An 18,210-nucleotide genomic window follows, 5' to 3' on the forward strand; every position below is an offset into this window, starting at 1 on the left:
GTGGTGTCGGTCACGAGCTGTTGCCCCAAGGGTGGCCCCAGTGAAACTCAAGCGCCGCTTCTGATCAGGAAGCGCCCTTATGCTGACATTTATGTGCGGAATTATTGGATACGTGGGCTCTCAGCCCGCACTCGACGTAGTGATCGCAGGGCTGCAGCGCCTGGAGTACCGAGGGTACGACTCGGCCGGTGTGGCCATTCTGACGGCGGACCCCACCGGGCAGTGGGCTCTCGCCACCGACAAGCGGGCCGGCAAGCTCGTGAACCTCGAGAAGGCCCTCGCCGAGACCCCTCTTCCCGGCGGCACCGCCGGCATCGGCCACACCCGCTGGGCCACCCACGGCGGACCCACCGACGCCAACGCCCACCCTCATCTGGACGACCACCGCAAGGTCGCGGTGGTCCACAACGGCATCATCGAGAACTTCGCCCAGCTCCGCGCCGAGCTGGCCGACCGCGGCCACACGCTGCGCTCGGAGACCGACACCGAGGTGGTGGCGCACCTGCTGGCCGAGGCCTACGACGGCGACCTGGCCGAGGCGATGCGGACCGTGTGCCGCCGGCTGGACGGCGCGTTCACCCTGGTCGCGGTGCACGCGGACGCGCCCGGCACGGTGGTCGGCGCCCGGCGCAACTCGCCGCTGGTGGTCGGGCGCGGGGTGGGCGAGAACTTCCTCGCCTCCGACGTGTCCGCCTTCATCGCGCACACCCGCGAGGCGATCGAGCTGGGCCAGGACCAGGTGGTCGAACTGCACGCCGACGCGGTCACCGTGACGGACTTTCACGGCACCCCGGTCGAGGTCCGCGAGTACCACGTGGACTGGGACGCCTCGGCCGCCGAGAAGGACGGCTACGACTACTTCATGCTCAAGGAGATCGCCGAGCAGCCGAAGGCGGTCGCCGACACCCTGCTCGGCCGGATCGGCACCGACGGGCGGCTGACCCTGGACGAGGTGCGGATCCCCGACTCGGTGCTGCGCGAGGTCGACAAGGTCGTCATCGTGGCCTGCGGCACCGCCTTCCACGCCGGGATGATCGCCAAGTACGCGATCGAGCACTGGACCCGGATCCCGTGCGAGGTCGAGGTCGCCTCGGAGTTCCGCTACCGGGACCCGATCCTGGACGACCGCACCCTGGTGATCGCCATCTCCCAGTCCGGCGAGACGATGGACACCCTGATGGCGCTGCGGCACGCCCGCGAGCAGGGCGCGCGGGTGCTGGCGATCTGCAACACCAACGGCTCGACCATCCCGCGCGAGTCGGACGCGGTGCTCTACACCCACGCGGGACCCGAGGTGGCGGTCGCCTCCACCAAGGCCTTCCTCACCCAGCTGGTCGCCTGCTACCTGGTGGCGCTCTACCTGGGCCAGGTGCGCGGCACCAAGTGGGGCGACGAGATCTCGGCCGTCATCAAGGAGCTCTCCGACGCGCCGAAGCAGGTCGAGCAGGTGCTGCTGACCATGGAGCCGGTGCGCGAGCTGGCCCGCTCGCTCGCCGACGCCAAGTCGGTGCTCTTCCTGGGCCGGCACGTCGGGTTCCCGGTGGCGCTGGAGGGTGCGCTCAAGCTCAAGGAGCTGGCGTACATGCACGCCGAGGGCTTCGCGGCGGGCGAGCTCAAGCACGGTCCGATCGCGCTGATCGAGGAGGGCCTGCCGGTCGTGGTGGTGGTGCCCTCGCCGCGCGGGCGGTCGATCCTGCACGACAAGATCGTCTCCAACATCCAGGAGATCCGCGCCCGCGGTGCCCGCACCATCGTGATCGCGGAGGAGGGGGACGAAACGGTGGTGCCCTACGCCGACCACCTGATCCGGATCCCGGTCACCCCGACGCTGCTCCAGCCGCTGGTCTCCACCGTGCCGCTGCAGGTCTTCGCCTGCGAGCTGGCCACCGCCAAGGGCCACGAGGTGGACCAGCCGCGGAACCTGGCGAAGTCGGTCACGGTCGAGTAGCCAGCCGTTATCGTCGGTCGGGTGATCATCGGAGTGGGTATCGACGTCGCCTCGATCGACCGGTTCACCGAGGCACTGGCGCGCACGCCGGCCCTCGGTGACCGGCTCTTCACCGCGGCCGAGCGGCTGCTGCCCTCGGGCCAGCAGCGCTCGGCCGCCTCCTTGGCCGCCCGCTTCGCGGCCAAGGAGGCACTGGCCAAGGCACTGGGGGCGCCGGCCGGGCTGGACTGGCACGACGCCGAGGTGCGCAGCGAGCCCTCGGGCCGGCCGACCCTGCACGTGCGCGGCACGGTGGCGGCCCGCGCGGCCGAACTCGGGGTGCGCTCCTGGCACCTGTCGCTGAGCCATGACGCGGGCGTGGCCTCGGCGGTGGTCATCGCCGAGGGGTAGCTTCGAGGGTATGCGCCTAGCTCACACCGTCGCACAGGTCAGGGCCGCCGAGGCCGAACTCGCCGGGCAACCGCTGATGGACCGGGCGGTGGCCGGCCTCGCCGCCACCTGCGCCCGGCTGCTGACCCGCGGCAGCGGCCGGGTCTACGGCAGCCGGGTCCTGGTGCTCGCGGGCAGCGGCGACAACGGCGGTGACGCGCTCTTCGCCGGCGCCCGGCTGGCCCGGCGCGGGGCCGCGGTGACCGCCGTGCTGCTCAGCCCCGAGCGGGCGCACCCCGCGGCGCTGGCCGCGCTGCGGGCGGCGGGCGGCCGGGTGACGGCCGATCAGGACGCCGGCCTGGCCGCCTTCCGCCGCGCGGACCTGATCCTGGACGGCATCGTCGGGATCGGCGGCACCGGGCCGCTGCGCCCGGCCGCCGAGCCCTACGCCCGCGCGGCGCGCCGCGGCGCGCTGGTCGCGGTGGACCTGCCCAGCGGGGTGGACGCCGACACCGGGGAGGTGTCCGGGGTCGCGCTGCGAGCCGATCTGACCGTCACCTTCGGCACCTGCAAGCCCGGCCTGCTGATCGACCCGGGCGCCGAGTACGCCGGTGCCGTGCAGCTGGTGCCGATCGGGCTGCGGCCGCCCGCCGCGCCCGTCCAGGCCCTGCAGCACGACGACCTGGCCGAGCTGCTGCCCCGGCCGGGGGCCGAGAGCGACAAGTACCGGCGCGGCGTGGTCGGGCTGCTGGCCGGCTCCGAGCGCTACCCGGGCGCCGCGCTGCTCGCCGTCGCCGGGGCGCTGCACGGCGGGGCCGGCGCGGTCCGCTACCAGGGCCGCCCGGCCGAGGAGGTGGTCCGCCGCCACCCCGAGGTCCTGCTCACCGCCGGGCGGGTGCAGGCCTGGGTGGTCGGCCCCGGCTCCGGTGACGACGTCGGCGAGGCGCTGGACGACGCGCTGGCCGCCGACGTGCCGGTGCTGGTGGACGCGGACGGCCTGACCGAGCTGGCCCGCCGCGGGCCGCGGGCGCTGGCCGACCGCACCGCGCCCACCCTGCTCACCCCGCACGCGGGCGAGGCGGCCCGACTGCTCGGCGGCCAGGTCAGCGCCGACCAGGTGGCCGCCGCCCGGCTGCGGCACGCCCGCGAGCTGGCCGCCCGCTACGGGGCCACCGTGCTGCTCAAGGGCTCGACCACGGTCGTCGCCCGGCCGGACGGCACCACCCGGGTGAACTCCACCGGCACCGCCTGGCTGGCCACCGCGGGCAGCGGCGACGTGCTGGCGGGCCTGGCCGGCGCGCTGCTCGCCGCCGGCCTGCCGCCCTTCGACGCCGCGCCGGCCGCCGCCTACCTGCACGGGCTGGCCGGCCGCTTGGCGGCGGGCGGACCGGCGGGCGGACCGGCGGGCGGACCGGCGGGCGGACCGGTGGGCGCGCCGGTCACCGCGAGCGAGATCGCGGCCGCGCTGCCCGCCGCCTGGCGGGACGCCGCGCAGGGGGGCCGGGCGGCCCGGCGCGCAGGTCTGGGAGACTGAACCCGATGACAACTGCGAAGACGACCGGGACCACCATGCTCGCCGAAGGACTGCCCGCCGAGGCGACCATCGACCTGGCCGCGCTGCGCGGCAACCTCGCCGCGCTGCGTGAGCGGGCGCCGGGCGCCGCCGTGATGGCCGTGGTCAAGGCGGACGCCTACGGGCACGGCGCGCTGCCCTGCGCGCTGGAGGCGCTGGCCGCCGGGGTGCGCTGGCTCGGCACCGCCACCCCCGAGGAGGCGCTGGCGCTGCGTGCCGCCGGCATCGCCCCCGAGCAGGCCCGGATCCTGTGCTGGCTGTGGACACCCGGCGGCCCCTTCGCCCAGGCGGTGCGGGCCGGCATCGACATCTCCGTCAGCGCACTGTGGGCGCTCACCGAGCTGGTCGACGCGGTGCGCGCCACCGGCGTGCCGGCCCGGGTCCACCTGAAGGCCGACACGGGCCTGGGCCGCAACGGCTGCCAGCCGCACGACTGGCCCGAGCTGGTGGCCGCCGCGCTGCGGGCGCAGGCCGAGGGGTTGCTCCAGGTGGTCGGCATCTGGTCGCACTTCGCCTGCGCCGACGAGCCGGGACACCCCTCGATCCGGGCCCAGCAGGAGCTCTTCGCCGCCATGCTGGCCCAGGCCGAGCGGGCCGGGGTGCGCCCCGAGGTCCGGCACCTCGCCAACTCGCCGGCCACCCTGCTGCTGCCGGAGAGCCACTACGACCTGGTCCGCACCGGCCTGGCGATGTACGGGGTGTCGCCGGTGCCCGAGGCGGGCACCCCGGCGGACTTCGGGCTGCGCCCGGTGATGTCGCTCTCCGCCCGGCTGGCGCTGGTCAAGCGGGTGCCCGGCGGGCACGGCGTCAGCTACGGCCACCGCTACCGCACCCCGGGCGAGACCACGCTGGGCCTGGTGCCGGTGGGCTACGCCGACGGCGTCCCGCGGCACGCCAGCAGCACCGGACCGGTGCAGATCGGCGGCAAGTGGTACACGGTGGCCGGGCGGGTCGCGATGGACCAGTTCGTGGTGGACCTCGGTGGGGACGTGCCGGAGGTCGGCGAGGAGGTGCTGCTCTTCGGCAGCGGCGAGCGCGGTGAGCCGACCGCCGAGGACTGGGCGCGGGCCTGCGGGACGATCGCGTACGAGATCGTCACCCGGATCAGCGCCCGGGTGCCCCGCCGCTACGTGGGCGGGTCCGGGGCGCGGCCGTGACCGAGGAGGCCGGCGGGGGCTCGGTGAGCCGGGCCGGGCTGATCGGCCTCTCGCTCGGGATGGCCGCCGCCGGGGCCGCGGCGGGCGTGGCGATCGAGCGCCTGACCCTGGGCCGGGCCCGCAAACGGGCCCGCGAGCGGTTGGACGCCGCCGCCCCGTTCGGCTCGCTGCGCGGGCGTTCGCGCACCGTGGCGGCCGCGGACGGCACCGCGCTGCACGTCGAGCTGGACGGGCCCGAGGACGCGCCGCTGACCGTGGTCTTCTGCCACGGCTACTGCCTGAACCAGGACGCCTTCCACTTCCAGCGGGCCGCGCTCCGCGGTGAGCTGCGCCTGGTCTTCTGGGACCAGCGCAGCCACGGCCGCTCCGAGCGCTCGCGCTCCTACCTGGCCGGGCAGCCCGCCTCGATCGACCAGCTGGGCGGCGACCTCAAGGCGGTGCTGGACGCGGTCGCCCCGAGCGGGCCGATCGTGCTGGTCGGCCACTCGATGGGCGGCATGACCGTGATGGCGCTGGCCGACCAGCACCCGGAGCTGTTCGGCGCGGGGGCACCCCCGGCCGAAGGCCGGGGGAGGGTCGCCGGGGTGGCACTGATCGGCACCACGGCCGGGCAGTGGGACAGCGTGACCTTCGGGCTCTCCCCGGTCGGCACGAAGGTCTGGCGCCGGGTGGGGCCCGGGGTGGTCAAGCTGCTGGGCAGCCAGGTCGGCCTGGTGGAGGCCACCCGGCGGATGGGCTCGGACGTCAGCGCCGTCTTCTACCGCCGCTTCTCCTTCGGCGGCGACGGCCGGGAGGTCGACCCGGCGGTCGCCCGGTTCGCCGAGCAACTGCTGGACAGCACTCCGATCGACGTGGTCGCCGAGTTCTACCCCGCCTTCGCCGGCCACGAGAAGGCGGCGGCGCTGGCGGCGCTGGCACGGGTGCCGGTGCTGGTGCTGGCCGGCACCGAGGACCTGCTCACCCCGGTGGCCCACAGCGAGGCGATCGCCCGGGCGCTGCCCCTGGCCGAGCTGGTGCTGGTCCCCGGGGCCGGGCACCTGGTGATGCTGGAGCGCCCGGAGGAGGTGAACGCCCGCCTGGCGGAGCTGATCCGCCGGGCCGGCGGTTCCATCGTGTGACGGTCCGTCAGGCGTGGCCGCCCCTGCGGCGGTGCACCAGGAACAGGCCGCCGATGCCGAGCAGCACGGCGGCGGCGCCGCCCAGCGCGGTCGGCAGGCTGCCGCCGCCGCCACCGGTGAAGGCGAGCGAGGCGCCGACGCTCTGCGAGGCGGTCGGGCCGGCCTGCACGGCGGTCTTGGCCTTGGCCGCGGCGATGGCGGCGGGGTCGGGAGTGGTCGGCGGGGCGGTCGGGAGCGGCACGCCCGCCGGCGCTGCCGGTGCGGTCGTCGGCGCGTTCGACGATGGGGTGGTGGGTGCGGTGGCCGCCGTGGTGGTGGGTGCGGCCGTCGGGCTCGCGTCCGGGTCGTTGAACATCAAGGTGGTGGTCGCGCTGGTGCCCACCTCGCCGATCGGCTTCTCGTCGGAGTCGAGCAGCGACCCGTAGCACTCCACCAGCAGGGCGGCGGTGGTGGTCGGGACGGCCTGGTCGGCCGCCAGCCGGAGGCGGAAGGTGGCGGTGGCGCCGGGCGGCAGGAAGATCTGGCTGTTCTGCCACGGCTTTCCGGCGGGGCCCGGGTCGACCGGGTACCACATCGGGAACCCGCCGTGGTGGGTGGTCGCGAGGGCTTCGTGCCAGGCGCCCTGGGCGTCCTGGGTCTCGACCTTGAACTGGTCCACGCTCTGCGAGTTGTCGAGCAGGACGAGATCCGGCAGGGCGATCAGGTCGTGCCGGCTCGGGTTGGTGAAGGTCACCTCGAACGTGGCCGGATCGCCGCCGGACACGATCGCGCCGGTCGGCGTGGATCCGAAGCTGATCTTCGGTTGGTCGGCCGGGCCGGGCTGCTCGCCGCCGCTCGTGGTCGAGGCGGCCGGGCTGCTCGGCGCGCCGCTCGACGCGCCGCTCGGTGAACCGCTCGGTGAGCTGCCGGCCGAGCCACTGGGTGAGCCGCTCGGTGAACTGCTCGGTGACGGTGCGACGGTGCCGCCGGGCGTACCTGTGGGTGAGATGCCGGCCGTGGACGGGCTCGGCGACGGCGACGGCGACGCGCTGTCGGCGAAGGCGGCCGGGCCGGCGATGGCGGCGAGCAGGACGGCGCCGCCCGATGTGGCCATGGCAAGACGCATCCGCATGAAGTCCCCCCGGTGGTTCGCTACATGAAAGTTTCGCAAGAGCTGCACGGACGATAGCGACCACGGCTCTCCCCGCCACGTCGGGGTCTCCCGCTGTCGCCGCGCGGAAAGCCGCACCGCCACCCGTACGCGGACCAATCGACCACCTCGCGCCGCCCGCCGCCCGCGATGTGGCACGGTTGGCTCAGAGTCGACCAGGCAGCGCGGCGGCAGAGCCCCGCAGAACAAGAGGAACCATGGGCGTCCACACCACCATCACCATCCCTTCGCCCGAGCGGATGACCGGGCTCGGCCGGCTGCTGGCAGGGCTGCTGCGGCCGGGCGACCTGGTGCTGCTCTCCGGCGAGTTGGGCGCCGGGAAGACCACGCTGACCCGCGGTCTCGGGGAGGGGCTCGGGGTACGCGGCGCGGTGACCTCGCCGACCTTCGTGATCGCCCGGGTGCACCCCTCGCTCGTCGGCGGACCGGCGCTGGTGCACGTGGACGCGTACCGGCTGGGCGGCGGGCTGGACGAGATGGAGGACCTCGACCTGGACGTGTCGCTGCCCGAGTCGGTGGTCGTGGTCGAGTGGGGCGAGGGCAAGGTCGAGCACCTCTCGGCGGACCGGCTGGAGGTGCGGATCGAGCGCGCCCTCGGCGGCGCCGAGGAGGAGGACGCCGACCCGCGCCGGGTGAGCCTGACCGGGCTGGGCGGGCGCTGGTCCGGGGTCGACCTGGCGGCGCTGGAGGGCTGACGGTTTCCGACACCGTGTCGGTACGATGTTGCAGGGGTGCGGGCCGACGTGATGGGATGGGCTTTGCAGTTAGGTGAACCTAACTAGGGAGTCCGCCATGAAGAGCAGCACCCCCGTCACCACGACCGAGGAAGCCGCCCAGGTCGCTGGGCGCGTGCCGATGAACCGCCTGCTGGCGGCCACCGCCGCGGCCGCGGCGGTCTGCACCCCGCCGCGGCCGGGCGAGCGGTCTCAGGCGACGACCTGGACCCGGGTGCCGTTCGGCGCGAAGTCCCAGAGCGTCTGACCGTCAGCCCTGGTGGTCCGGATGCCGCCGGTCCTGACCTTCGGGTCGGGGGGCGCGGTGGAGCCGTCGAGCGCCGCGCTGAAGCCGAAGACGACACCACCCTGCTGAGTGAACCGGACCACGTGCTCGATCTGCTTGCCGTCGGTCCCGCTGCCGGCGGGGGCCCGGCTGTAGACGGTGTAGGTGCCCGGCGCCGGGTTGGCCGAGCCGGGCTGCACCGGGAAGGCGGCCTGGATCTCGGGGGTCTTCTTCGGGTCGACCAGCCACACCTCCTTGGCACTGACCGAGTAGACCACCCGCAGGGCGCCGCCCTCGGCCGCCTTGGGCAGCGCGGGCACGGCGGGGGAGGGCGTGCTGCTGGGCGTGACCTGGTCACCGGGCGAGGCGCCGGCGCTGGGCGGCGGCTGGGCGGCCGCGGCCCTGGGGGCGGAGCCCTCGGCCTGGACGGCCAGCAGGGTGACCAGCGCCATGGCGCCCAGGGTCAGACCGGCGACCGCGACTGCAGGACCCCTCTTCGCCACCGCGCACTCCCGTCGTTCGTTGGGCCGTGCGCCCCATCGTGCCAGGTTCGGGAGCGGGCTCCGGGATGCGGCGAACCCGTGTTCCGCACCGGCTACGGCACCGGAGCGGAGGGTCGACTGCCGCGACCCTCTAACCTGGACGGGTGCTGCTGCTCGCGTTCGACACCGCTACCCCCGCCGTCACCGCCGCCGTCCACGACGGCACGGCCGTCCTGGCGCAGACCTACCAGGTCGACGCCCGGCGCCACGGCGAACTGCTGCTGCCCGCGATCGGGCGGGTGCTCGCCGAGGCGGGCGTGGACAAGAGGTCGCTGACCGCGCTCGCGGTCGGCGTCGGACCGGGCCCCTACACCGGGCTGCGGGTGGGGCTGGCCACCGCCGCCGCACTCGGGCACGCGCTCGACCTGCCGGTGCACGGTGTCTGCACACTGGACGCGATCGCCCACCAGGCCCGCGCCGAAGGGCTGGCCGGGCCGTTCACGGCGGCCACCGACGCGCGTCGCAAGGAGGTCTACTGGGCCGACTACGACGCCGAGGGGAGCCGGGTCGAGGGCCCCTCGGTGGACCGGCCCGGTGAGCTGGCGGTCCGCCAGGTCTCGGTCGGGGCCGGCGCGCTGCTCTACCCCGAGACCTTCCCGGGCGCGCACGGCCCCGAGCACCTGTCGGCCGGCGCGCTGGCCGACTTCGCGGTGCGTGCGCTCGCCGCGGGGCGCGAGCTGCTGCCGCCGCTGCCGCTCTACCTGCGCCGCCCCGACGCCCAGGTGCCCGCGGGCTACAAGGCGGTGCTGCCGGCGTGACGGCCGGCACGCGCACCGCCCGGATCACCCTGCGCCCGATGCGCTGGTGGGACATCGCGCCGGTGCTGGAGCTGGAGCCGCGGCTCTTCCCCGACGAGGCCTGGTCGGCCGGGATGTACTGGTCGGAGCTGGCCGACGCCCACCCGGGCGGCAGCCGCCACTACACGGTGGCCACCACCGAGGACGGCGCCATCGTCGGCTACGCCGGCCTGATGGCCGGGCCCGGCGAGGCGGACGTGCAGACCATCGGGGTCGACGACCGCTACCAGGGCCGGGGGCTGGGTGCCGCGCTGCTGTCCGACCTGGTCGAGGAGGCCGCCCGGCGGGGCTGCACCGAGGTGCTGCTGGAGGTGCGGATCGACAACTTCCGCGCGCAGCGGCTCTACGAGCGGTTCGGCTTCGCGCCGGTCGGCATCCGGCGCGGCTACTACCAGCCGGCCAACATCGACGCCCTGGTGATGCGCCGCGACCACCGGTACGACGACGCCGGATCCGACGGCGGCGGACCCGACGACGCCGGACCCGAGAACGAGACCGAGAACGAGACCGAGGAAGACCATGGCTGACGAACCGCTCGTCCTGGGCATCGAGACCTCCTGCGACGAGACCGGCGTCGGCATCGTGCGCGGCACCACCCTGCTGGCCGACGCGGTGGCCTCCAGCGTCAACGACCACGCCCGGTTCGGCGGCGTGGTCCCGGAGATCGCCAGCCGCGCGCACCTGGAGGCGATGGTCCCCACCATCCAGCGGGCGCTGGACACCGCCGGGATCAAGGCGAGCGACCTGGACGGCATCGCGGTCACGGCCGGCCCCGGCCTGGCCGGCGCGCTGCTGGTCGGGGTCAGCGCCGCCAAGGCCTACGCCTGGGCGCTGGACAAGCCGCTCTACGGCGTCAACCACCTCGCCTCGCACATCTGCGTCGACCAGCTGGAGCACGGCCGGCTGCCCGAGCCGACGATGGCCCTGCTGGTCTCCGGCGGCCACTCCTCGCTGCTGCTCACCACGGACATCACCGCCGACGTGCGCCCGCTCGGCGCCACCATCGACGACGCGGCCGGCGAGGCCTTCGACAAGGTGGCCCGGGTGCTGGGCCTCGGCTTCCCCGGCGGTCCCGTGGTGGACCGGATGGCCCGCGAGGGCGACCGCAAGGCGATCCACTTCCCGAGGGGGCTGAGCGGCCCCAAGGACCCGGCCTTCGACTTCTCCTTCTCCGGCCTGAAGACGGCGGTGGCCCGCTGGGTCGAGGCCAAGCGGCGGGCCGGCGAGGAGGTGCCGGTGGCGGACGTGGCGGCCTCCTTCCAGGAGGCGGTCACCGATGTGCTGACCCGCAAGGCGGTCAAGGCCTGCCTGGAGAACGGCGTGGACCACCTGATGATCGGCGGCGGGGTCGCGGCCAACTCCCGGTTGCGCGCGATGGCCGAGCAGCGCTGCGAGCGGGCGGGCATCCGGCTGCGGGTGCCGCGTCCGGGCCTGTGCACGGACAACGGCGCGATGGTCGCGGCACTCGGCGCCGAGATGGTCCGCCGCGACCGGCCCGCCTCCGCCTTCGACCTGTCGGCGGACTCCTCGTTGCCGGTCACCGAGGTCTCGGTGCCGGGCGAGCCGCACGCGCACGGCCACGCGCACGGCCACGCTCATGCCGACGTGCACGGCGAGGCCTACCGCGCGCTGGACGGCGGCCAGGCGTGACCGAGGCCGCGATGTGGGAGGCCAAGGCCGTCGCGGGGCGCGGGGCGGAACTGCTCGGCTGGGTGCGCGAGCACGCGGTACCGGCGCTCGCGAACGCCGCGGAGCGGGTGGAGCTGCTCAGCGCGCCGGGCGACCGGGTGCTGCTGATCACCTGGTGGCCGGCGGGTGCCGTGCCGGTGGCGCCGCCTGAGCCGCCGTCAGAGCTGCTGGCGCGCCCGGTCCACCGGTGGGCCTTCCACCGTGAGTACGTGGTCGAAGCGCGGTAGCGTTCGGGGGCGAGAGCCCGGGTCGAGTAGCAGCGAAGAACAGCGAAGAACAACGTGGGGGAGCGGGACGCCGTGAAGATGAACCACAGGAGCCGGCGTACGACGTACGCGGCGGGCTCCCTGGCCCTGATCGCGGCGGTCACGGTCAGCGGCTGCGGCAGTAGTGGCGGCGGGAAGAGCGCGGCGGTGCCGCCGAGCACCTCGCCGGCGGCGGTGCCGCCCGCCACCGCCCCGTCCGGCGCCGCGGCCTCTCCCTCACCGTCACCCTCCGCCGACGGGCAGGTCTCCGCCGCCGCCTGGGCCAAGTGGCACCTGCAGCCGCTGGCCCCCGCGCCCGCGGCGCCCGCCGACAAGCCGGTCAAGCTCACGAGGACCGGCCAGGTCCCGGTGATCAGCGCCATCCCCACCGCCGACAAGGTGGTCTTCGTGACCATCGACGACGGTGAGGAGAAGGACCCCCAGTTCATCGCGATGATGAGCGACCTGAAGATCCCGGTCACCATGTTCCTGATGGACGACGCGATCAAGAACGACTACGGCTACTTCAAGCCGCTGCAGGCCGCCGGCAACCACATCCAGAACCACACGCTGCACCACCCGGCCATGAGCACCAAGTCCGCCGCGGTGCAGAAGAGCGAGGTCTGTGGCGACCAGCAGGTGCTCACCCAGCAGTACGGGGCCGCGCCGTTCCTGTTCCGCCCGCCCTACGGCGACGGCGCCAACACGCCGACGCTGAACAGCGCCGTCCAGCAGTGCGGCCCGCGGGCGATCGTGCTGTGGCACGAGACCATGCAGATCCACGACATGCAGTACCAGACCGGCGACAAGAAGCTGAAGCCCGGCGACATCATCCTGGCCCACTTCCGCGGTCCCAAGGACCTCAAGGGCGAGACCATGACCCAGATGTTCGGCGAACTGCTCAGCCGCATCCAGGAGCAGGGCTACTCGGTGGCGCGCCTGGAGGACTACATCCAGGCGCCGCCGGCCGGCTGAGCCAGCAGCATGGTCGGGGCGTCGGCGACCCGGGTCAGGAAGACGGTGGCCGAGCCCGGCCCCTCGGGCTTCAGCTGCCGGCGCAGCTCCTCCGGCGTCAGCCCGATGCCGCGCTTCTTGATCACCACGGTGCCCACCGCCCGCTGCCGCAGCAGCGCCTTGAGCTTCTTGACGTTGAACGGCAGCACGTCGGTGATCTCGTACGCGTGGGCGTAGGGCGTGGGCACCAACTGGTCCGAGGCCAGGTAGGCGATCATCGGGTCGATCAGCGCGGCGCCGAGCCGCTCGGCGACCTCGGCGACCAGGTGGGCGCGGATCACCGCGCCGTCCGGTTCGTAGAGGTAGCGGCGGACCGGCCCGGCGGGGGGATCGGGGAGCCGGCCGCCGGTGAGGCTGTGCGGTCCCGGCAGCAGGGTGGCGCGGTGCGGCGCGTCGGTGGCCGGCCCGGTGCCGAACCAGAGCACGGCCTCCTTGACCTCGCCGTGGTCGGAGACCCACTCGGCCTCGGCGTCCTCGGGGACCGCCTCGTGCGGGATCCCCGGCGCCACCTTGAGCGCGCCGAAGCGGGTGGCGCGCCCGGCCCCGATCGCCCAGGAGAGCGGCGGGGAGTAGGCGGCGGGGTCGAACACCCTGCCTTTCGCGGTGCGCCGGGCCGGGTCGGTGAAGACCGCGTCGAAGCCGTCCAGCGCCACCTCGGCGACGTCCGCGCAGCGCACCTCGATCAGTTCGGACAGGCCCAGCGCCGCCGCGTTGGCGGCCGCGGCCGCGCAGGCCAGCGGGTCCCGGTCGACCGCGAGCACCGAGATGCCGGCCCTGGCCAGCGCGATCGCGTCCCCGCCGATCCCGCCGCACAGGTCGGCCAGCCGCCGCACCCCCAGTGCGGCGAAGCGCCGTGCCCGCCAGTCGGCCACGGTGCGCCGGGTGGACTGCTCGACCCCGTTGGGCGTGAAGTACATCAGCCGCGCGTCGTCCCCGAACTTCGCCTCGGCCCGCTGGCGCAGCCGCGCCTGGCCCAGGGCCGCCGAGACCAGCTCCGCCGGGTGCTCCCGCCGCAGCCGGGTGGCCAGGGCCAGCTCCTGCTCGGGGGCGTACGCGCGCAGTTCGTCCAGCAGCCGCCGCCCCGGCTCGGTCAGCAGCTGCGCAAAGGTCTCGGTCTCCACCCGTCCATTCGATCACGACAGCAGCGGCAGCAGGGCGAGGCAGCAGAGGCCGAGCTGGAGGGCGGCGGCGCCCGGGCGCCGCAGGCAGAGGCAGACCAGGCCGCTGGCGGCCGTCACGCCCAGGCAGCCCCAGTAGAGGACGGCGGCCTTGCGGAACAGCCCGTCGAGGCCGTCCTCGCCGACCCGGCTCGCCATCGAGAAGACGGCCAGCACGAAGCCCGTGGCGAGGACGAGGTCGAGGGCCAGCAGGCCCAGGACCAGCTGCCGGTCGCGCTGCCGGGTCGGGGCGGGCCGGTGCTGCTGCTCGGGGATCGTCATACCGGCGAGTCTGACCTGCCCGCCGCTGCCGCACATGAGTACGGATACTCGGGCTTCCTGACGGTCCCGCGGGCGCGCCGTTGGCACTCTGGTTGACTGAGTGCTAACCGCGGCCTATGGTCGTTCCTGGCACTCCCCCCAGGGGGAGTGCTAACGCGACAACACCGGTCTGACCCCCGCGACGGCAGGCCACCGATGTCGCCACCTACCTGATAGACAACCCCGTAATCTCCGAAGGGGAGCTCGGACGTGACCACCAGCAGCAAGGTTGCCATCAAGCCGCTTGAGGACCGCATTGTGGTCCAGCCGCTCGACGCCGAGACCACCACGGCCTCCGGCCTGGTTATCCCGGACACCGCCAAGGAGAAGCCCCAGGAGGGCGTCGTCCTGGCCGTCGGCCCGGGCCGCTTCGAGGACGGTAACCGTCTTCCGCTCGACGTCACCGTCGGCGACGTCGTCCTGTACTCGAAGTACGGCGGCACCGAGGTGAAGTACGCGGGCGAGGAGTACCTCGTCCTCTCGGCTCGCGACGTTCTCGCCATCATCGAGAAGTAAGCAGTCCGGCGGGCCTCGCGGTTCGTCATCCAGCCCGCCCCGGATCCGTGTCAGCAGTGACAGGGGCCCGGGGCGCGGCTGTTGGTACACCTGACGTCACGTAACGCAGATATCCCGAGGGAACGGAATCATGGCGAAGATCCTGCAGTTCGACGAGGACGCCCGCCGCTCGCTGGAGCGCGGTGTCAACAAGCTGGCCGACACCGTCAAGGTGACCATCGGCCCCAAGGGCCGCAACGTCGTCATCGACAAGAAGTTCGGTGCGCCGACCATCACCAACGACGGTGTCACCATCGCCCGCGAGGTCGAGCTGGACGACCCGTACGAGAACCTCGGCGCGCAGCTCGTCAAGGAGGTCGCCACCAAGACCAACGACGTCGCGGGTGACGGCACCACCACCGCCACCGTGCTGGCCCAGGCCCTGGTCAACGAGGGTCTGCGCAACGTCGCCGCCGGTGCCGGCCCGGCCGCCCTGAAGAAGGGCATCGACAAGGCCGTCGCCGCCGTCACCGAGCACCTGCTCTCGATCGCCCGCGAGATCGAGGGCAAGGACGACGTCGCCGCCGTCGCCTCGCTCTCCGCGCAGGACCCGCAGGTCGGCGAGCTGATCGCCGAGGCGATCGACAAGGTCGGCAAGGACGGTGTGATCACCGTCGAGGAGTCCAACACCTTCGGCGTGGAGCTGGACTTCACCGAGGGCATGCAGTTCGACAAGGGCTACCTGTCGCCGTACTTCGTCACCGACGCCGAGCGTCAGGAAGCGGTCCTCGAGGACCCGTACATCCTGATCAACCAGGGCAAGATCTCCTCGATCCAGGAGCTGCTCCCGCTGCTGGAGAAGATCCTCCAGGGCGGCACCTCCAAGCCGCTGCTGATCATCGCCGAGGACGTGGACGGCGAGGCGCTCTCCACCCTCGTGGTGAACAAGATCCGCGGCACCTTCAACGCGGTGGCCGTCAAGGCCCCGGGCTTCGGTGACCGCCGCAAGGCGATCCTGGGCGACCTGGCCGTGCTGACCGGCGCCACCGTGATCTCCGAGGAGGTCGGCCTCAAGCTCGAGCAGGCCGGTCTGGACGTGCTGGGCTCCGCCCGCCGGGTGACCATCACCAAGGACGAGACCACCATCGTCGACGGCGCCGGTGACAGCGAGGCCGTTGCCGGCCGCGTCGGCCAGATCAAGGCCGAGATCGCCTCGACCGACTCCGACTGGGACCGCGAGAAGCTGCAGGAGCGCCTGGCCAAGCTGGCCGGCGGGGTCTGCGTGATCAAGGTCGGCGCCGCCACCGAGGTGGAGCTCAAGGAGCGCAAGCACCGCCTGGAGGACGCCATCTCGGCGACCCGTGCCGCGGTCGAGGAGGGCATCGTCGCCGGTGGTGGCGCCTCCCTCGTGCACGCGCAGAAGGTGCTCGACGGCGGCCTGGGCCTGACCGGCGACGAGGCGACCGGTGTCTCGGTGGTCCGCAAGGCGCTCGCCGAGCCGCTGCGCTGGATCGCCCAGAACGCGGGCCTCGAGGGCTACGTCATCACCCACAAGGTCGCCGAGCTGGAGGCGGGCTTCGGCTACAACGCCGCCACCGGCGAGTACGGCGACCTGCTGAAGGCCGGCGTCATCGACCCGGTCAAGGTCACCCGCTCCGCCCTGGAGAACGCCGCCTCGATCGCCTCGCTGCTGCTCACCACCGAGACCCTCGTGGTGGAGAAGCCCGCCGACGAGGAGGCCGCGGCCGGCCACTCGCACGGCGGCCACGGCCACTCGCACTGACGCGAACCCGGCTGTAGCACGAAGGCGGTCACCGAAGGCCCGGCCGCTCCCGCACCGCGGGAGCGGCCGGGCCTTCGGCGTGCGGGGCGCCGGGCGCGGCGGCGTACCGTGGGCGCATGATCGAGGCTCGTCATCTGCGCGTGCTGCGCGCGGTCGCCCGTACCGGGTCGTTCTCCGCCGCCTCCCGGGAGCTGGGGTGCACCCAGCCGGCCGTCAGCCAGCAGATGAAGGCGCTGGAGAAGGCGGTGGGCCTGCCGCTGGTTGCCCGCTCCGGGCGCGGGGTGCGGCTGAGCGAGGCCGGCGAGGTGCTGCTCAAGCACGCCGCGGGGATCCTGGCCGGGCTCTCGGCGGCCGAGCAGGAGGTGGCCGCGATCGCCGGGCTGCGGGCCGGCCGGGTGCGGCTGGTCTCCTTCCCGACCGCCAGCTCCACCCTGGTGCCGCCCGCCGTCGCCCGACTGCGCGACAGCCATCCGGGGGTGCGCGTGTCGCTGGTGGAGGCCGAGCCGCCGGAGTCGCTGGCGATGCTGCGGGGCGGTGAGTGCGAGATCGCGCTGGCCTTCCGCTACCCGGGTGAGCACCCGGCCGCCGCCGCGGCGCACGGCTCCCCGGGCTCCGGGGCGGCCGGCGCCCCGGTGCCGCGTTCCGAGCGGGCCGCCGCGGTGCTCGCCGCGGCCGAGACGGCCGCGGCGGGGGACTGGTCCGATCTGGTGGTGCGCCCGCTCCTTGACGACCCGTTGGTCGGGCTGCTCCCGGCGGGCCATCCGCTGGCCGGCCGCACCGCCGAGGAGCCGGTGCGGCTGGCCGAGCTGGCCGGCGAGCAGTGGATCGCGGGCTGTCCGCAGTGCCGCGGGTACCTGGTCGAGCTCTGCGCCGGGGCGGGCTTCGCGCCCCGGATCGACTTCGCCACCGACGACTACCCGGCGGTGGTGGGCCTGGTGGCCGCGGGCCTGGGGGTCGCGGTGCTGCCGCGCCTGGCGCTGGCCGCGGTGCGCCACGACGCGGTGGCGACCGTCCCGGTGCACCCGGCTGCCGGGCGACCGGCGGTGCGCGAGGTGGTCGCGCTGACCCTGCCGGACCTGGCCGAGGTGCCGGCCGTCGGGCTCATGCTCGACCGGCTCGCCACGGTGGCGGCCGGTCGTTGAGGGCAGGCCCGATCGCGGGGCGGCCGCGCACTTCCGGTGAGAAACGTTTCTCCTACTGGTGCATGGTCAGCGGCACCTCTGCCAACCGGTTGCGGGCACGGCCCTGCAACTCCTCGCGGTCGTCCTCGGTGAGGCCGCCCCAGACGCCGTAGGGCTCGCGGACCGCCAGTGCGTGGGCCGCGCACTCGGTGCGTACCGGGCAGCGCATGCAGACCTCCTTCGCGCTCTGCTCGCGGGAGCTGCGCGCGGCGCCGCGTTCGCCCTCGGGGTGGAAGAAGAGCGAACTGTCCACACCGCGGCAGGCGGCGGAGAGCTGCCAGTCCCACAGGTCCGCGTTCGGACCGGGGAGTCGGGAGAAATCGGCCATGGCTCGTTCCCTTCGAGTCGTCCGACAGCCGTTCGGCGAGGCTTCGAGGTGCCGGGATGGACACCTGGAAATATGACTTACGGCACGCTGTGGGACAAGTCACCCACAGAGTTACCCAACAGTCAATGATCGTACAAAAGCCTTGAAAACGGACGAACTGGGCAGGAAGTTGCCTGGGTGCGCCGTGGCAATCGGGTGGCGCGGTGTGTCGGCGCCTCCCGGCCCAGGCTGCCACCAGCCCGTACTCCGGCGTGCGCGACGCGCGCCGGTCGGGCGTCGGACGCGCGTGCTGAGCACAAAAGAGCGGCGTCCGCCCCGCGATGCGGCTGATCCGTAACGGGTTG

Annotated in this window: 21 protein-coding genes; 16 read left to right on the forward strand and 5 right to left on the reverse strand. The window is 73.9% G+C overall.

Annotated features, from left to right (window positions below; translation table 11 throughout):
* The first annotated feature begins 91 nt into the window (after positions 1–91).
* From glmS to OG455_RS23865, 5 genes are read left to right on the forward strand one after another with little or no spacing between them, the layout of a single operon-like run.
* Positions 92–1,948 (forward strand): glutamine--fructose-6-phosphate transaminase (isomerizing), encoded by a 1,857-nt coding sequence (gene glmS / locus OG455_RS23845; protein WP_266296865.1) that lies wholly within the window; start codon positions 92–94, stop codon positions 1,946–1,948.
* A gap of 21 nt (positions 1,949–1,969) precedes the next feature.
* Entirely contained in the window at positions 1,970–2,338 is a 369-nt protein-coding gene (locus OG455_RS23850) for a holo-ACP synthase (RefSeq protein WP_266296867.1), read from the forward strand.
* Positions 2,339–2,348: 10 nt separating this feature from the next.
* Entirely contained in the window at positions 2,349–3,851 is a 1,503-nt protein-coding gene (locus OG455_RS23855; protein ID WP_266296869.1) for an NAD(P)H-hydrate dehydratase, read from the forward strand.
* A gap of 5 nt (positions 3,852–3,856) precedes the next feature.
* Positions 3,857–5,047: an alanine racemase gene (gene alr / locus OG455_RS23860; protein WP_266296871.1), complete on the forward strand. Its 1,191-nt coding sequence runs from the start codon at positions 3,857–3,859 to the stop codon at positions 5,045–5,047.
* A gap of 59 nt (positions 5,048–5,106) precedes the next feature.
* Positions 5,107–6,165, forward strand: a complete 1,059-nt coding sequence (locus OG455_RS23865; protein ID WP_266300928.1) for an alpha/beta fold hydrolase — start codon at positions 5,107–5,109, stop codon at positions 6,163–6,165.
* Positions 6,166–6,172: 7 nt separating this feature from the next.
* Here the strand turns inward: OG455_RS23865 and OG455_RS23870 are convergent, their stop codons facing one another.
* Positions 6,173–6,928, reverse strand: coding sequence for a hypothetical protein (locus OG455_RS23870; RefSeq protein WP_266296873.1), 756 nt, complete (start codon positions 6,926–6,928; stop codon positions 6,173–6,175).
* On the opposite strand from OG455_RS23870, the gene OG455_RS23875 reads away from it, so the two are divergent.
* The 3 genes from OG455_RS23875 to OG455_RS23885 all read left to right on the forward strand — a co-directional run bounded on the left by OG455_RS23875 (position 6,906) and on the right by OG455_RS23885 (position 8,296).
* Positions 6,906–7,304 carry a hypothetical protein gene (locus OG455_RS23875; protein ID WP_266296875.1) on the forward strand — a complete coding sequence of 133 codons (399 nt, stop codon included), beginning with the start codon at positions 6,906–6,908 and terminating at the stop codon, positions 7,302–7,304. The two genes, OG455_RS23870 and OG455_RS23875, sit on opposite strands and share 23 nt — an antisense overlap.
* A gap of 208 nt (positions 7,305–7,512) precedes the next feature.
* On the forward strand, positions 7,513–8,010 hold the full coding sequence (gene tsaE / locus OG455_RS23880) for a tRNA (adenosine(37)-N6)-threonylcarbamoyltransferase complex ATPase subunit type 1 TsaE (protein ID WP_266296877.1): 498 nt from the start codon (positions 7,513–7,515) through the stop codon (positions 8,008–8,010).
* A 97-nt stretch (positions 8,011–8,107) separates the two neighbouring features.
* Positions 8,108–8,296 (forward strand): hypothetical protein, encoded by a 189-nt coding sequence (locus tag OG455_RS23885; protein WP_266296879.1) that lies wholly within the window; start codon positions 8,108–8,110, stop codon positions 8,294–8,296.
* Here OG455_RS23885 and OG455_RS23890 read toward each other — a convergent pair.
* Positions 8,242–8,817, reverse strand: a complete 576-nt coding sequence (locus tag OG455_RS23890; protein ID WP_266296881.1) for a hypothetical protein — start codon at positions 8,815–8,817, stop codon at positions 8,242–8,244. The genes OG455_RS23885 and OG455_RS23890 overlap by 55 nt on opposite strands.
* Positions 8,818–8,960: 143 nt before the next feature.
* Here OG455_RS23890 and tsaB point away from each other — a divergent pair, with 143 nt between their 5' ends.
* The 5 genes from tsaB to OG455_RS23915 all read left to right on the forward strand — a co-directional run bounded on the left by tsaB (position 8,961) and on the right by OG455_RS23915 (position 12,562).
* Positions 8,961–9,614 carry a tRNA (adenosine(37)-N6)-threonylcarbamoyltransferase complex dimerization subunit type 1 TsaB gene (tsaB, locus tag OG455_RS23895; RefSeq protein ID WP_266296883.1) on the forward strand — a complete coding sequence of 218 codons (654 nt, stop codon included), beginning with the start codon at positions 8,961–8,963 and terminating at the stop codon, positions 9,612–9,614.
* 38 nt (positions 9,615–9,652) lie between these two features.
* Positions 9,653–10,180, forward strand: coding sequence for a ribosomal protein S18-alanine N-acetyltransferase (rimI, locus tag OG455_RS23900; RefSeq protein ID WP_266300929.1), 528 nt, complete (start codon positions 9,653–9,655; stop codon positions 10,178–10,180).
* Positions 10,173–11,303, forward strand: coding sequence for a tRNA (adenosine(37)-N6)-threonylcarbamoyltransferase complex transferase subunit TsaD (gene tsaD / locus OG455_RS23905; protein ID WP_266296885.1), 1,131 nt, complete (start codon positions 10,173–10,175; stop codon positions 11,301–11,303). The genes rimI and tsaD overlap by 8 nt, the downstream gene beginning before the upstream one ends.
* Entirely contained in the window at positions 11,300–11,569 is a 270-nt protein-coding gene (locus OG455_RS23910) for a hypothetical protein (protein ID WP_266296887.1), read from the forward strand. The genes tsaD and OG455_RS23910 overlap by 4 nt, the downstream gene beginning before the upstream one ends.
* Before the next feature lie 78 nt (positions 11,570–11,647).
* On the forward strand, positions 11,648–12,562 hold the full coding sequence (locus OG455_RS23915; protein ID WP_266296888.1) for a polysaccharide deacetylase family protein: 915 nt from the start codon (positions 11,648–11,650) through the stop codon (positions 12,560–12,562).
* Here OG455_RS23915 and OG455_RS23920 read toward each other — a convergent pair.
* Together OG455_RS23920 and OG455_RS23925 are read right to left on the reverse strand one after the other, a co-directional pair.
* Complete coding sequence (locus OG455_RS23920) at positions 12,535–13,722, reverse strand: class I SAM-dependent methyltransferase (protein ID WP_266296889.1); 1,188 nt, start codon at positions 13,720–13,722, stop codon at positions 12,535–12,537. The genes OG455_RS23915 and OG455_RS23920 overlap by 28 nt on opposite strands.
* Before the next feature lie 12 nt (positions 13,723–13,734).
* Entirely contained in the window at positions 13,735–14,040 is a 306-nt protein-coding gene (locus OG455_RS23925; RefSeq protein ID WP_266296891.1) for a hypothetical protein, read from the reverse strand.
* 249 nt (positions 14,041–14,289) lie between these two features.
* Here OG455_RS23925 and groES point away from each other — a divergent pair, with 249 nt between their 5' ends.
* The 3 genes from groES to OG455_RS23940 all read left to right on the forward strand — a co-directional run bounded on the left by groES (position 14,290) and on the right by OG455_RS23940 (position 17,499).
* The gene (gene groES, locus OG455_RS23930; protein ID WP_266296893.1) at positions 14,290–14,595 is read left to right on the forward strand and encodes a co-chaperone GroES; all 306 of its coding nucleotides are present in this window, start codon (positions 14,290–14,292) and stop codon (positions 14,593–14,595) included.
* Between the two features lie 130 nt (positions 14,596–14,725).
* On the forward strand, positions 14,726–16,357 hold the full coding sequence (gene groL / locus OG455_RS23935; protein WP_266296895.1) for a chaperonin GroEL: 1,632 nt from the start codon (positions 14,726–14,728) through the stop codon (positions 16,355–16,357).
* 116 nt (positions 16,358–16,473) lie between these two features.
* On the forward strand, positions 16,474–17,499 hold the full coding sequence (locus tag OG455_RS23940) for a LysR family transcriptional regulator (RefSeq protein WP_266296897.1): 1,026 nt from the start codon (positions 16,474–16,476) through the stop codon (positions 17,497–17,499).
* Between the two features lie 52 nt (positions 17,500–17,551).
* On the opposite strand, the gene OG455_RS23945 is transcribed toward OG455_RS23940, so the two are convergent.
* Positions 17,552–17,866 carry a WhiB family transcriptional regulator gene (locus OG455_RS23945; protein WP_266296899.1) on the reverse strand — a complete coding sequence of 105 codons (315 nt, stop codon included), beginning with the start codon at positions 17,864–17,866 and terminating at the stop codon, positions 17,552–17,554.
* Positions 17,867–18,210 lie beyond the last annotated feature (344 nt).

The organism is Kitasatospora sp. NBC_01287 (assembly GCF_026340565.1).
GTDB lineage: Bacteria > Actinomycetota > Actinomycetes > Streptomycetales > Streptomycetaceae > Kitasatospora.

Bases quoted from the DNA above. Each gene is read 5' to 3' on its own strand.
- OG455_RS23855 (WP_266296869.1), top strand. From the start codon at position 2,349: ATGCGCCTAGCTCACACCGTCGCACAGGTCAGGGCCGCCGAGGCCGAA.
- alr (WP_266296871.1), top strand. From the start codon at position 3,857: ATGACAACTGCGAAGACGACCGGGACCACCATGCTCGCCGAAGGACTG.
- OG455_RS23940 (WP_266296897.1), top strand. From the start codon at position 16,474: ATGATCGAGGCTCGTCATCTGCGCGTGCTGCGCGCGGTCGCCCGTACC.
- tsaD (WP_266296885.1), top strand. From the start codon at position 10,173: ATGGCTGACGAACCGCTCGTCCTGGGCATCGAGACCTCCTGCGACGAG.
- OG455_RS23925 (WP_266296891.1), bottom strand. From the start codon at position 14,040: ATGACGATCCCCGAGCAGCAGCACCGGCCCGCCCCGACCCGGCAGCGC.
- OG455_RS23945 (WP_266296899.1), bottom strand. From the start codon at position 17,866: ATGGCCGATTTCTCCCGACTCCCCGGTCCGAACGCGGACCTGTGGGAC.
- OG455_RS23865 (WP_266300928.1), top strand. From the start codon at position 5,107: ATGGCCGCCGCCGGGGCCGCGGCGGGCGTGGCGATCGAGCGCCTGACC.
- OG455_RS23885 (WP_266296879.1), top strand. From the start codon at position 8,108: ATGAAGAGCAGCACCCCCGTCACCACGACCGAGGAAGCCGCCCAGGTC.
- glmS (WP_266296865.1), top strand. From the start codon at position 92: ATGTGCGGAATTATTGGATACGTGGGCTCTCAGCCCGCACTCGACGTA.
- tsaE (WP_266296877.1), top strand. From the start codon at position 7,513: ATGGGCGTCCACACCACCATCACCATCCCTTCGCCCGAGCGGATGACC.
- rimI (WP_266300929.1), top strand. From the start codon at position 9,653: ATGCGCTGGTGGGACATCGCGCCGGTGCTGGAGCTGGAGCCGCGGCTC.
- groL (WP_266296895.1), top strand. From the start codon at position 14,726: ATGGCGAAGATCCTGCAGTTCGACGAGGACGCCCGCCGCTCGCTGGAG.
- OG455_RS23915 (WP_266296888.1), top strand. From the start codon at position 11,648: ATGAACCACAGGAGCCGGCGTACGACGTACGCGGCGGGCTCCCTGGCC.